Genomic DNA, 12,613 nt, shown 5'->3' on the forward strand with positions numbered 1-12,613 from the left:
GGTCGCGAACAATGCAAGACGAATCTGCGGAAGATTTTCCCTACCGCACAGAATTTAAGAAGAAATCTATCCGCAGCTATGTGATTCGCGCGGGGCGAATGACAGAGGGGCAGCGCAATGCCTTTGACAATTATTGGGGGCAGTATGGACTCTCCCTATTTGATGGACCTCTGGATCGCCAACAGGTCTTTGGCCGCGAGGCGCCACTGGCGTTAGAGATCGGTTTCGGTATGGGTGACTCCCTGCTGGCCATGGCTGAAGCCGAGCCAGATAAGGATTTTATTGGTATTGAAGTACACCCGCCGGGGGTTGGCCGGTTGATCAATAATGCCGGCAAGGCAGGTATCAAAAACCTGCGTGTTTACATGGCCGATGCGGTCGATGTCCTAAACGATTGTATTGCCGATGGGAGCCTGGATCGTTTCCAGCTGTACTTCCCTGACCCCTGGCACAAGAAGAAGCACCACAAGCGCCGGATAGTGCAGCCGGAATTTGTTCGCCTGATTTGCAGCAAGTTAAAAACCGGCGGTCTTATGCATATGGCGACAGATTGGGAGAATTATGCCGAGCATATGCTGGAAGTATTGCAGGGTGAAAACCTGCTAGAAAATACCGCTAGTGAGGGTGATTATGTCACCCGGCCAGAATGGCGCCCAGAGACCAAGTTTGAGCGTCGAGGGCAGAGACTGGGGCACGGTGTTTGGGATCTGGTATACCGCAGGTTACCTGGTGAAGCGCTGCCGCTCACTACCTCTGACGTAGATGCGTCAACCGCTGAAGAGTCCAAAGGCGAATAATTCGCACTGACGATCAATGCTTGCTACCGGTGCTAACATGGCACCAGTGGCAAGCAACAACCCACCTCTATTGTTAGAAAAACTCATTCCAGTTTTTCTTGGCGGCTTCCCATCGGCGCTTGTCTTCGACAACATTCAGGTTGCGGATGGTGTTACTGTCATAAGACATCCAGTCCGACAGTTCAATATTATTTTGGGTGCCCGCAAAATAACGCATGCGAAAGCGGCGAATAAATTGGTTGGGAATAGCCATAAAGGCAACTTCACGTCCCTGGGTGACAGTGGAAACCTCTACGCATTGGTGGTTTCTTTTATCGAGTTCATAGATAAAACCGGTAGTGGCTAAATCACCCTCATTTGTTCCATGCACAAAATAATACCTTTTTGGGCAATAAGTTTTGTTGTGCCAGGCAAAGCGCGCAACAATATTTGCATTGGTAGTGGTTGAGATGACTTGGTTAGATGCTCCGGTACCCAAGTGCGGATCAAAGCGGCCATTTTGATTCATCCAGGGAAAGAATCCCCCGGCTTGCCACAGCTTCTGTGGTGGGCGGGTATCGCCACGGTATAACAGTGTTGTCACTGTGTGCAGATTAAAACCACTGCGGCTAAATCGGTAATTAAATAGTGAGAAAGGGACGTCCAAATGGGCTTCGATGTTGGATATTGCTCTCCTCTCAGAGCTGAAAGCTTCACTGGCCTGTCGATACCAGCAGTAAGCTCCACCGAGTAAAGCTAAAACGGCATCTTTACGGCGTGTTATTCCATCGCTATCGAGTAGCTTGGTGGGTGTGGAGGGATCAAATCCAGTAAGCCAGGTATATAGGGTTTCCACTAGTACTTTGGCGACACGGGTAATCCTTCCATAATCATTTGTTTGAATTTGTACTGCCTGGCTTACTAATTGGTCGATCCGGGTTAGTCCATCACTACTGCGCTTGTGATACCACTTACTGTTGCTATTGGAATTATTTTGGAAGTCCTGTGCGTACTCACGGATACTTTTGGGGACATAGCAGGTGGTTTGTATGTTTTGTGGGTGAACCAAGTTCCTAACATAGTTATCGATATTGGGTGCCAGCAAGGGTTAACTCTCCTGTCTTTATTACTGTTTTTCGCCACTAGCCGTCTATGCTTCTAGTGGTGCTGTGATTATCGAATTTTATTTCCAATAAGAACCGGATTCAGGAAGCATCGCGAAAACAAAACCGAATTATTTTTATTAATAGATATTGATGTTAATAATAATTTGGGGGGTTGATCAAGGAAGGAATCTTGGTGTTTCTAATGAGAAGGCGTGACCCTCTGCTTTCATTTCTCTATAGCCTGCCGTTTATCTTACTCTTTACAGTTTCTGAAGTCCGTGCTGATTTTGTTGGAACTTTAAACCTCTATGTTAATGGGGGTAAGCATTGGTTTGATGGCGACCGCCTACAAGGCACACCATTTCGTGGTTTTGAAATGCGAGATACCTCAGGTGTCGGTGCCGGTTTTGGCTTTAACATGACAAATCATTGGGCGATGGAAGGGGTTGTCGACTATTTCGTCGTGAGTGTTGCGGATACGCCCGAGAAAGTAGATGTGTATAACTACCGCATAGATCTCCTATATCAATTTGGAGGGCAGTTCTGCGGTAATTTTTGTTGGCAGCCCTATGTCGCGTTTGGCCTGGGTGAAATGCGTATTAATTACGACCGGCGTTACCGTAAAAAACACTGGCATCCAGATGACCCAAAGTATGTCTATGATCCGGATCATCCCTACGACCCATACTATCCCTATCCTTGGGATTGTCGTAAGAAATTCTATGTCCCTGAGGATCGGCCAGACGGCCACCATTATCCCTACCCGCCTAACCATTGTGACTGGCATGACCGGCAAAATATGGTGAATGTGGGAATGGGAATTAAATATCACCTGGGGCCCCGTTGGCAGGCCCGCGCAGATATACGGCTTTTCCAGGGGGTCGAAGAAGGTGGTGTCGATGGTTTTGCCAGCTTGGCGGTCGGCTATCAATGGCTTGAATATCCGGATTTTTGGTATGACGAAGATGCCGATGGTGTTATTGATGCCACTGATCAATGTCCGCAGACCCCAGTGGGAATCGATGTGCAATTAGATGGCTGCCCGCTGGATACAGATTTTGATGGTGTACCCAGCTATATCGATCAATGCCCAAATACACCGATTGGTATTGCAGTGGATGAATACGGTTGTATTCGTTAAGGGCAACTAAAATCGATTTCTTCAGCGGGCGGCAGAAAAGTTCTGAAGCCCGCTGAAGATATTGTTTAAAATGATTTTCTATAAAATTACTCGCTGCGAATTTCTTCGAGCTTCTCAGAAATTTCCAGCCATTCCATTTCCAGTTCTTCCATTAATTCCTGCTGCTCCGACTGCTCTTTATTAAGTCGAGCTATTTCTTCCTGCTGGCCGCCGCTATATAGCGCTTCATCGGCAAGTTTTTCCTGTACTGCGGCCAATGCCTTTTCTGCCGTAGCCATCTGTCGCTCAATATTCTTGAGTTTGTTGGTCAGGGGCTTCAGTTGTTCGCGTAGAGCGGCGGCGGCGCGCCTTTGGGCCTTCTTATCCTCAGGGGCTTTTTCCTCTGTGCCAGTAACAGTGGAGGGGCTCTCCTCTTTGCGTTTCTTTTCCCGGTTAAAGCCGAGCAGCCACTGTTTGTAGTCATCAAGGTCGCCGCTATAGGGTTCGGCGCGGCCATTGGCCACCAGAATAAATTCGTCGGCAGTATTGGCCAGTAGATGACGATCGTGGGAAACCAATATGACGGCACCGGGAAACTCCGCCAGCGCCAGGGTCAGGGCGTGGCGCATTTCCAAATCAAGGTGGTTTGTCGGTTCATCGAGAAGCAACAGGTTAGGTTTTTGCCAGGCCAGTAGTGCCAGGGCTAAACGGGCTTTTTCACCGCCGGAAAAGCCCCCTACCGTTTCGAAAACCCGATCGCCGATAAAACCGTAGCCGCCGAGAAAATCCCGCAGCGATTGCTCCGAGGCATCGGGGCTCAGCCTTTGCAGGTGCAGCAATGGGGAACCGTTGCTATCCAGTGCTTCCAGCTGATGCTGGGCGAAGTAGCCGATGGCCAAGTGTTCGCCACATTGGCGCTCGCCGCTGAGGGGGGCGAGTGTGCCAGCCAGGGTTTTGATTAGAGAAGACTTGCCCGCACCATTGGGGCCGAGCAGGCCGATACGGCGTCCCGGTTGAATGCCCAGCTGAACGTTCTTCACCACTATTTTTTCGGCATAGCCGATATCCGCCTCGCGCAGGTCGATTAACGGATTAGAGGTTTTCTCTGAGGATGGCAAAGTAAAATGAAAAGGGGAATCCACATGGGCTGGGGCAATCAGAGCCATCCGGTCCAGGGCTTTCAGGCGGCTTTGTGCCTGCTTGGCCTTGCTCGCTTTGGCGCGAAAGCGCCGCACAAAGTCTTCCATATGTGCGCGTTCGGCTTGCTGTTTTTCAAACTGTATTTGCTGCTGGGCCAGGCGCTCAGCGCGAGCGCGCTCGAAGGCACTGTAATTGCCGCTGTACAAGACCAGTTTTTGCTGTTCAAAACTGACAATGCCGTCGACCACTGCATCGAGAAAGTCGCGGTCGTGGGAAATAATCAGCAGGGTACCGGGGAAGCGTTGCAGCCACTGTTCCAGCCAAAGGGTGGCATCCAGATCCAAGTGGTTGGTGGGCTCGTCCAATAGCATAAGATCTGCGGGGCACATCAGGGCACGGCCCAAATTGAGGCGAATACGCCAGCCACCTGAGAAGCTGCGAACGGGGCGCTGTTGCTCTTCGTGGGAAAAGCCGAGCCCGTCGAGGAGTTGCGCGGCGCGCGCCGGGCCACTATAGCCATCAATACTGGCCATGCGCTCGTGCAGTTCTGCCAGTTTGTGACCGTCGGTATCGCCGCTCGCTTCGGCCTCTGCCAGTTGCTTTTGCAATAGCCGCAACTCGCTATCGCCGTCTAAAACGTAATCCAGTGCTGACTGCTCACTAGCTTCTACCTCTTGAGCCATATGGGAGATACGCCAGGTGCTGGGGAGGTCTACCCGCCCTGCATCGGTTTCCAGTTGTCCAAGCAGCAGTTTGAACAGAGTTGACTTGCCACAGCCGTTGGCACCGATAATTCCGACTTTGTGGCCGGGGAAGATTCTGCAATCTGCGCTGTCAAGCAAGTCGCGCTCACCTCGGTGCAGAGAAACCCCTTGTAAATTGATCACTGGAAAAACCTCATATGAATAGGCCGATGAATGCTAGGCTATTGAACAGACCCGGACTCCACAGAGACTGGGGCACTATGCCGATCAGCAAAGGGTCGGGATTCTAACGTGACAAATACTTCACCTCCATCTTCCCCCAAGGAAAACCCCCTCTGGCAGTTCAGCTTGGACTTTTATGCCTACCAGGATGTCGAACAGTTCCTACTTGACTGCCAAGACAGAAATGGCGCTGACGTGTGTCTTCTACTGTGGGCGAGCTATACAGCCGTTTGTGGCAAGGAAATCAGTGAAGAGGGATGGAGAGTCGCAGATCGAGGCGTTGCGCCGCGCAGGCGAATGATTCGCAGTGTGCGGCACCTGCGTCGTTGGTTGGGGAGTTTGCGCCCCCATACCCAGCGGGCCTACGCACTGTGTAAACGCTATGAATTGAAGCTGGAGCAGTTGCAGTTGGCTGCGCTGTGGAAAATTTATGCTGAGGACTGGCCGGGGGATCGTTCTGCACTGGAGCTAGCATCCCAGCAATATGGTTTGCAGCAAAAAGATCAGGCCCGCTGGGCGGGCCTGATCGAAAGCTACTTGGCTCACAGGGGGGCAGCGGGTTAAGCCACTGTTACACCCCTCTGGGCACTGTACTTTCTGGGGTCGCCGGTAATACAGTCGTGAAAAGTACAGAGCTCAATTAAGCAGCAGCGTATTTGGCTGCGAGGAGTTCCGAGACTACTCGCCGCTGGGTTGCTCCGAAGAAAACAGGCTGTTTGCCGGAGTGCTAGGAGTAATCGTTGCTGCTGGGCGCGGAGTATCCATAGGTTTCTGCTGCTCAGCTGGAGCCATGGTTTTTGAATCGTCTTTGGGCTTCTCTACGGTTTCTGGCTTGCTGGCAGCCTTCACCTTCGGAGTTTCCACGCTTGGCTTGACTGTTGCAGGCTTGGCTTCCGTAGAGGGTTTGCTCGCCGCTGGTTTTTTGGCAGCAGTAGTTTTAGCTGGAGCTTTCTTCGCTGAAGTTTTTTTCTCGGCAGTAGAAGCTTTCTTGGCTGGCGCTTTTTTCGCAGCAGAGGAGGCTTTCTTTGCGGGAGTTTTCTTTACTGCTTTAGTGGCAGCGGCGGTTTTTGCCGGCGCTTTCTTGGCACTAGTTTTCTTTTCTGTGGCTTTTTTTGCCACTGTCTTTTTCGCTGTTTTGGTGGTGTTGGTAGTGCTTGCTTTAGTGCGGCTCTTTGCTGCTGTTGCTTTAGGAGCGGCTACTTTTTTTGAGGTGGTAGCTTTACGGGCTTTTGGCTTGGATTTGTTCAGCAGTTTTTCTGCTTTTACACCGGCCTTACGTACAGCTTCGGCAGCTTTCAGCTCGGCTTTTGCCTGGGACTCAGTACCCTTTGCTTCGGCGTGTGATGCCTTTGCTTGCTGGAGTACTTCGTTATGCTTTTCTACATTGGCCTTGGCGGTTTCTACACGCTTTTGAGTGGCAGCTGTCTTTCGTGTCTTGGCTGCAGTTCTAGCGTCTACTAGTTTGGTTTTCGCTTTAGCTAATTTTTCTTTTGCGGAAGTCAGTGCTTTTCCGGCTTTTAAAACACTTTTGCCGGCATCGGTAACTTTCTTGTTGCGGGCTTTGTCCAGCTTGACGGTTAGCTTGGAAATTTGTGCTTCCAGTTCTGCGACTGAATTGACAGCTCTTTGTTTGGCAGCCATGAGTAAATGTCCTGACGTTTATTATCAATTGGAACATCCGGACAGTGTACGGATCAGATCTATCTGTAATAGACATATTTAAATCGGGGATCTGAACACTGTAAATTGTTCTGAAACTGAAAAGCACCTCAAACAGTCCGGAACAATAACCGGCGACTGGTCGATAATAGCGCTGTTTTTAAAAAAAATGTATGCCGTAAGCAGCGAAAATAGTGCTGTAAATGTATTTTTTTCTCGCTGGTCCCTGGAACCTTAAGGTGGAATGTGGTGTCCTGCACAGTGTGCGCGTCATCGGTATGCACTTGCAGTCGCCTTAGGTTAGACTTGAGCGGACTGGCGGAAAAGGTGCGCCTGGAGGCTAAGGGCCGATTCAGGATTACTTGATAAGCCGCCGCAGGCATTGACCCAGGGTCAAGCGCGAATCATTCAACGCAATACGGACAAAGAGACAACACCCATGAATAAATACCCTTTGGCTGCAGCAATTGCCCTTGGCCTGGCGCTGACCGGCTGTAACGAACAGGGATCTAAGCAGGAAAAAGAAGTTGCCCTGGACACCCAGGAGAAGAAGGTCAGCTACATCATTGCCGAAGATATGGCGAAGCGCCTTGAAGCTCAGGATGTGAAATTAGATCCCCAAGTAGTGATGATGGCTCTTAAGGATGTCTCCAGCGGCCATGAATCCCGTTTGACTGAAGAAGAAAAGCAGCAAACTATCGCTGCCTTCCAAGAGCAAATGCAGAAGAAGCAGCAGGAAATGCTGGCTCAGCAAGAGAAAGAATTCAAAGAAACTGCTGATAAAAACCTGCAGGAAGGAAAAGCCTTCCTCGAAGAGAATGCCAAGAAAGATGGTGTTGTTACCACTGATTCCGGCCTGCAGTACAAAGTGATTACTGAGGGTTCCGGCGGCCAGCCCAGTGAGAACAGCACTGTTGAAGTGGACTACAAGGGTACCCTGATTAATGGTGAAGAGTTTGATAGCTCTTACGCCCGTGGTGAGCCGGTCCAGTTCCCGGTTAATGGTGTCATCAAAGGTTGGACCGAAGCGTTGCAACTGATGAAAGAGGGTTCCAAGTGGGAGCTTTACATCCCCTCCGAGCTGGCATATGGCCCGGGTGGTGCAGGCGGTAAGATCGGCCCTAACGCAACGCTGATTTTTGAAGTGGAGCTGCACAAAGCCAATGTTGGCAAGGAAGATGGCGCCGAGAAAAAAGAAGAGAAAAAAGAAGAGCCCAAAAGCGAGTAATTAAATTTACTACTTTGGATTCAATAAAGGCGCCCAATGGGCGCCTTTATTTTTTACCTTGAAAAATCAACAGCAAAAATATTCGATTAAAGGCGCCGGCTTCCCATCGCCTTTACAGTGATGAATTCAGTTTTTTAGACCAGCTGGTTTTTATGGGCTGTGTGCAAAAGTGCGATCATTCGATCCTCGGAACTAAAGCGGGTTTCCAGTGCTTCCCCCAGCTGTGACAAATCCGGGTTCAGGCTGGATAGATCGTCGGTTTCCTGGTACTTATCATTGAAATCGACAGCGACATCAGTGGTCACATCAATATCCCGATAGAGTTCCCGCGCTTGTTGCAGCCCCTGTTTATCATCAAAAGCCTGGCCTTCAAGTATGAGCTGTTCGTATACCTCAAAGTGTCCCGCAGAGACGTAGTCCACCAGCAACTGGCAAAGATGACGAACACCGTTCTCGGTCTCCGAATCCCCATCGTTAAATTCTTTCTTCTCAGATAGATGGTAGTAACTTACCAGCAGGATTTGTCGGGACTGTAGCCAGCGGTCAATGATTTCACTGACGCCACCCCAGCGCTCGCGCGCAGATTTACAATTTTCCAGCATCTCCAAGAATCCTTTGGTTACTGTTGCCGTGATAGCCAGCTTTATTGCTGATCCCGAAGGCCCTAAGAAGATAGGAGATTCCCCCGCCGACGGCAAGGCGCAGAGTGTGATCTACGCCAGAATACAACGATGCCTGCGGCGATCTTCGGTGGAGCAAATCTAGGGTGTTTTATCCACTGATAATGAGCGGCAAAATCAGCGCGGTGAGCGCACCGCAGGTACCCATCGCCAACGCTGCACAGGCGCCGCACAGGGCGCTGATTTCTAATGCCCGCGCGGTCCCCACCGCGTGGGCATTGATGCCGAGTACGATACCGACAATGCGCTCATCGTGAATATTGAGCCTACTCATTAGAGCTGGGCCAGCGATAGCACCGACCACCCCGGTCAAGACCACAATAGCTGCAGTGAGGCTGAGAGAAGCGTGGATTGTTTCCGCTAGGGCCAATGCGATGGGTGTGGTAATAGATTTGCCGCTCAACGCCAGTAGTACTGACTTGCCCGCGCCAAATACCAAGGCGATTAATACCGCTATAACTGGGGCCAAAATCGCACCCACAAAAATAGTGACAAGTAGCGGCCAGCCGGCTTTGCGGATAATCACTAGATTTTGTTTGAGAGGGACAGCCAGGGCAACAACTGCTGGCCCTAGCAAGCTGTACAGTAATGCACTGGAGCCCTGGTAACTCTCATAGGGGATATGGAGAGCACTCAATGTTATTGCGGTCAAAATGCTAGCGCTGATGATAGGGTGCAGCAGAACAGTCTTGTAGCACCGGTAAAGGGTAACGCCGACAAGAAAAGCTATGATATTCAAGGGCAATACAAAGATTGGGCTCGCCAGAAATTCATTCACTCTCTATTACCCCCAGAGCGAATCAGCAATTTCTTTAATAGCTGTGCGCAAATAGCGATACTGATCAGTGTGCCAATCACAATAGCGGCGATTAAGGCTAGCCAGTCGGATAGAGTCAGGCCCTGGAAAAAAAATACCCCGACAGCCGCCGGTAGCAATAACAGCGGCAATAGATAAAGCAGTTGTGAGCTGACTTTGGCAAGGCCTGCGGGAGCCCCACCATTGAACACGAGAATCACCAGTAGCATCAGCATCCCTATGACAGATCCCGGAATGGGTAGTGACAGGCTTGAGCTGGTGAAATTGCCCAGCCAGGTACAGGCAACCAGAATGGCAGCTCCCCCCAGCCAGCGGAGTATGTTGTGCAGCGTGGATTTTGACATGTAGGAGATGGCGGCCGGTAAAGCCGCCGGAGATTGTTAAGCTCTGCGGAATGCTTGCCAGCCACCGAACAGGATCAGACCGGCAAAACCGATAGCGGCCCAACCGGGGATACTCAGGCCCATCATGGTCCACTGTACTTCAGCACAATTGCCATCGCCGCTCAGCAGCGCCTTGAGCACATCGGCCATCGGGAAAACTTCAATCATATAGCTGACGCTTGGACCACAGGCCGGCACTTGGTCTTCCGGCAGGCTTTGCAGCCACAGTTGGCGACCGGCAAAGTAGAGACCGCCCATTGCCCACAGGGATACCAGCAGGCCGTAGACACGACGGCCAATGGTGGCTGGGTTGTGCAGGAATGCGATCAACGAAACTACACCAACACCCAATAGCATTACCCGCTGGGTAATACACAATTTGCAAGGCTCCAGCCCCTGCACGTACTCGAGATAAAAGGCGGAGCCGAGTAAAAAGGCCACCATTAGGAAGACCAGAAGAAAAGTGATGCGCGGGTTGGGTAAGGTCATGGTAATTCGGGTCCTGAATAGTGCTGTCGAAAGCGGTTCGCTTCGAGATTCAAGTCGGTTAATAGTTTATTGAAATTGCTTTCCAGTTTGTTCCGCCCGGCGATAAGTTCAGGCAGTAGCTCCTGCAGTGCTACCGGGCGGCGCAACCGCTGTCCAACCCGCTCCAGGGTCAGCTCGATTACCCGCTCCTCGCGGTAACTTTGTAGCAGTTTAATTTGCTCGGCGCGCTCAATAAATGCCATTGCGCGTGGCGGAATATACCGGCTGTCGAAATGAAAGTCTCTCCAACAGCGCCGGCAAAACTCATCCAGCGCTTCAGAGTGCCACTGCTGCCAGTTTTCTGCCAACAGGTGATCAAACCATATATCCAGTGCGATACCGGCATAGCGACGCCAGCGCGGGTCCAGTTGTGACAGGGCATCCCGGTAGGCCGGGTGAGCATCGGTGATGGCATCGATGCGACGGTGCAGGCGAATACCATGCTCAATATCCGTTGGCCAACTGTCATCCAGGGGACCTTTAACAAAGTCCCCCAGGAGCCCGCCCAGTCGCCAGCGCGGATTGGGCCCGGACAGTAACAGGTGTGCCAGATAGTTCATAAGCCTCGCTCAGGCTGCGGCACTGTATCAGCCGCTAGTCCTGGCAGCAGTTGTATTGGGCATAGTAACGGCTCAGGAATGTTTCAAAAGTACCGCTATCCTGCGCTTCAATTTCTTTTTGCTTGAGCAGTGAGGTTTCTGCCTGCTGTAGGAAGTCTTGCAGATAGTCGCTGTCCAGAGGGCGCTCCAGGAAGTAGCGGCGGTGCTGTTCGGCTTTATCCATAGCCCACTGGGAAAAGGTAATGTTTTGTCCGCGCATCTCTGCCAGTATCTGCTGTGCCGGTGTGAGGATATCCCCTTTCACCTTGGCCTTCTGCACGCCCACTGAGCCGCGGTATTGCGAGCCGCCCCAGGCGTTATCCAGCAGTTCTGCCACTGAGTCGACCTCTTCCAATAATTGGGTGGCCCAGTCGCTCAGTTTACGCTCGCCACCGTTATCCAGCAGTGTTAGTTCCGGTTCGTGACCCCGGTAGACGATACGCTGTTGGTTCTCCTGGGTACTGCGGTAATCGGCATCACTGGTTTTGGGGCTGTCAGTGAGCAGGCAGTGCAGCAGGAAGCTATCGAGAAAGCGCATCTGCTGGGCGTCAATTCCCAGGGGGGCGAAGGGGTTCAGGTCGAGACAGCGCACTTCAACATATTCAACACCGCGATTATCCAGGGCAGACAGCGCTGTTTCGCCGCGTTTGGCGGGGTTTTTGGGACGGATCGGTGAGTAAAACTCATTCTCGATTTGCAGTATGCCTGTGGACAATTGCTGGTAGTCGCCGCCTTCATTTTTAACCCCCATTTCCTGGTAGGGGCCGTAGGAACTGCTGATCGCTGAACAGAGCGTCGATAAATAGCTGCGCAGGTCGTTGTAGCAAACCACTAGTGACTGCTGCACGTTGCTGTTGTAGCCCAGGTCGCCCATACGCAGGGACGTAGCGTGGGGCACGTGCAGAGTGTGGTCATCCCCATTGAAGGGCTCAAGACTGTGCTCGCGACCATCGACAAAAGAAGCGCATACCGCAGGTGCGGCGCCAAACAGGTAAATCAGCAACCAGTAATTGCGGCGGAAATTACGAATTAGATCGAAGTAGCGACGGGTTTTAAAACTTTTTAAATCCTCACTGCTGCCTTCGATTTCATGCAGCCACAGCCAGAACTCTTCAGGAAGCGAAAAGTTGTAGTGGATACCGGCGATAGTCTGCATGGCGCGGCCGTAGCGCAACCCCAGGCCCAGCCGGTAAATAGTTTTCATTGTGCCGCTGTGAGAGCTGCCGTAGCGGGCAACGGGAATATCTTTATCTTCGCCAATCGCACAGGGCATGCTGTTAACCCACAGGCGCTCGTCACCGATCTGGTTGTAGGTGTAGCGGTGGATACGATCCAAGACCTGTAACGCTTCCTCAGGGGTCGCTACTGGCGGCGTAATAAATTCCAGTAGGGCCTCGGAGAAGTCGGTAGTAATACTCTCATGGGTGAGTGCGGAGCCCAGCGCTGTGGTATGCGGCGTTTGCGCAAGGGCGCCATCGGGAGCGACACGCAGGCTTTCTTTCTCGACACCGCGGAGGATGCCTTTGAGCAGTTGGGCTGGTTTGGCTTGCGATAGCGCGGCCAGGTGGGAAATGGGCACTCGAATCTCCTTGGTACTACCGGAACGCTTCTTTATCGCTGCCATCTCGGGCGACTCTCTGTGCCGGTGCTG

General features: G+C 51.7%; 13 protein-coding genes. 4 read left to right on the top strand and 9 right to left on the bottom strand.

Features of this window, described 5'->3' with window-relative positions:
• The first annotated feature begins 11 nt into the window (after positions 1–11).
• Entirely contained in the window at positions 12–797 is a 786-nt protein-coding gene (trmB, locus tag ACJJIS_RS22365; RefSeq protein ID WP_475709118.1) for a tRNA (guanosine(46)-N7)-methyltransferase TrmB, read from the top strand.
• A gap of 73 nt (positions 798–870) precedes the next feature.
• On the opposite strand, the gene ACJJIS_RS22370 is transcribed toward trmB, so the two are convergent.
• On the bottom strand, positions 871–1,881 hold the full coding sequence (locus tag ACJJIS_RS22370) for a hypothetical protein (RefSeq protein ID WP_413663809.1): 1,011 nt from the start codon (positions 1,879–1,881) through the stop codon (positions 871–873).
• Positions 1,882–2,084: 203 nt separating this feature from the next.
• On the opposite strand from ACJJIS_RS22370, the gene ACJJIS_RS22375 reads away from it, so the two are divergent.
• The gene (locus ACJJIS_RS22375) at positions 2,085–3,023 is read left to right on the top strand and encodes an outer membrane beta-barrel protein (protein ID WP_475709119.1); all 939 of its coding nucleotides are present in this window, start codon (positions 2,085–2,087) and stop codon (positions 3,021–3,023) included.
• Positions 3,024–3,109: 86 nt separating this feature from the next.
• Here ACJJIS_RS22375 and ACJJIS_RS22380 read toward each other — a convergent pair whose 3' ends face one another.
• Positions 3,110–5,029 (bottom strand): ATP-binding cassette domain-containing protein, encoded by a 1,920-nt coding sequence (locus ACJJIS_RS22380; protein ID WP_475709120.1) that lies wholly within the window; start codon positions 5,027–5,029, stop codon positions 3,110–3,112.
• A gap of 108 nt (positions 5,030–5,137) precedes the next feature.
• Between ACJJIS_RS22380 and ACJJIS_RS22385 the strand changes: the two genes are divergently transcribed.
• Entirely contained in the window at positions 5,138–5,632 is a 495-nt protein-coding gene (locus ACJJIS_RS22385; RefSeq protein WP_475709121.1) for a TIGR02444 family protein, read from the top strand.
• A 114-nt stretch (positions 5,633–5,746) separates the two neighbouring features.
• Here the strand turns inward: ACJJIS_RS22385 and ACJJIS_RS22390 are convergent, their stop codons facing one another.
• Positions 5,747–6,709, bottom strand: coding sequence for a histidine kinase (locus ACJJIS_RS22390; protein WP_475709122.1), 963 nt, complete (start codon positions 6,707–6,709; stop codon positions 5,747–5,749).
• A 457-nt stretch (positions 6,710–7,166) separates the two neighbouring features.
• On the opposite strand from ACJJIS_RS22390, the gene bamJ reads away from it, so the two are divergent.
• Positions 7,167–7,955, top strand: a complete 789-nt coding sequence (bamJ, locus tag ACJJIS_RS22395; RefSeq protein WP_444906864.1) for an FKBP-type peptidyl-prolyl cis-trans isomerase — start codon at positions 7,167–7,169, stop codon at positions 7,953–7,955.
• Positions 7,956–8,089: 134 nt separating this feature from the next.
• Here the strand turns inward: bamJ and rsd are convergent, their stop codons facing one another.
• The 6 genes from rsd to gshA form a co-directional block, all read right to left on the bottom strand.
• Entirely contained in the window at positions 8,090–8,557 is a 468-nt protein-coding gene (gene rsd, locus ACJJIS_RS22400) for a sigma D regulator (protein ID WP_413663804.1), read from the bottom strand.
• Positions 8,558–8,726: 169 nt separating this feature from the next.
• The gene (locus ACJJIS_RS22405; RefSeq protein WP_475709123.1) at positions 8,727–9,413 is read right to left on the bottom strand and encodes an LrgB family protein; all 687 of its coding nucleotides are present in this window, start codon (positions 9,411–9,413) and stop codon (positions 8,727–8,729) included.
• The gene (locus tag ACJJIS_RS22410; protein WP_413663802.1) at positions 9,410–9,796 is read right to left on the bottom strand and encodes a CidA/LrgA family protein; all 387 of its coding nucleotides are present in this window, start codon (positions 9,794–9,796) and stop codon (positions 9,410–9,412) included. Before ACJJIS_RS22410 ends, ACJJIS_RS22405 begins: the two co-directional genes overlap by 4 nt.
• Before the next feature lie 36 nt (positions 9,797–9,832).
• The gene (locus tag ACJJIS_RS22415; protein ID WP_282930663.1) at positions 9,833–10,324 is read right to left on the bottom strand and encodes a disulfide bond formation protein B; all 492 of its coding nucleotides are present in this window, start codon (positions 10,322–10,324) and stop codon (positions 9,833–9,835) included.
• The gene (locus ACJJIS_RS22420) at positions 10,321–10,923 is read right to left on the bottom strand and encodes an acyl carrier protein phosphodiesterase (protein ID WP_413663801.1); all 603 of its coding nucleotides are present in this window, start codon (positions 10,921–10,923) and stop codon (positions 10,321–10,323) included. The genes ACJJIS_RS22415 and ACJJIS_RS22420 overlap by 4 nt, the downstream gene beginning before the upstream one ends.
• Before the next feature lie 34 nt (positions 10,924–10,957).
• Positions 10,958–12,586 (bottom strand): glutamate--cysteine ligase, encoded by a 1,629-nt coding sequence (gene gshA, locus ACJJIS_RS22425; RefSeq protein WP_444906867.1) that lies wholly within the window; start codon positions 12,584–12,586, stop codon positions 10,958–10,960.
• Positions 12,587–12,613 lie beyond the last annotated feature (27 nt).

The sequence above is a fragment of the Microbulbifer maximicatervae (SeqCode) genome, from assembly GCF_056231245.1.

Bases quoted from the DNA above. Each gene is read 5' to 3' on its own strand.
- gshA (WP_444906867.1), bottom strand. From the start codon at position 12,586: ATGGCAGCGATAAAGAAGCGTTCCGGTAGTACCAAGGAGATTCGAGTG.
- ACJJIS_RS22420 (WP_413663801.1), bottom strand. From the start codon at position 10,923: ATGAACTATCTGGCACACCTGTTACTGTCCGGGCCCAATCCGCGCTGG.
- ACJJIS_RS22410 (WP_413663802.1), bottom strand. From the start codon at position 9,796: ATGTCAAAATCCACGCTGCACAACATACTCCGCTGGCTGGGGGGAGCT.
- ACJJIS_RS22415 (WP_282930663.1), bottom strand. From the start codon at position 10,324: ATGACCTTACCCAACCCGCGCATCACTTTTCTTCTGGTCTTCCTAATG.
- ACJJIS_RS22390 (WP_475709122.1), bottom strand. From the start codon at position 6,709: ATGGCTGCCAAACAAAGAGCTGTCAATTCAGTCGCAGAACTGGAAGCA.
- bamJ (WP_444906864.1), top strand. From the start codon at position 7,167: ATGAATAAATACCCTTTGGCTGCAGCAATTGCCCTTGGCCTGGCGCTG.
- ACJJIS_RS22375 (WP_475709119.1), top strand. From the start codon at position 2,085: ATGAGAAGGCGTGACCCTCTGCTTTCATTTCTCTATAGCCTGCCGTTT.
- trmB (WP_475709118.1), top strand. From the start codon at position 12: ATGCAAGACGAATCTGCGGAAGATTTTCCCTACCGCACAGAATTTAAG.
- rsd (WP_413663804.1), bottom strand. From the start codon at position 8,557: ATGCTGGAAAATTGTAAATCTGCGCGCGAGCGCTGGGGTGGCGTCAGT.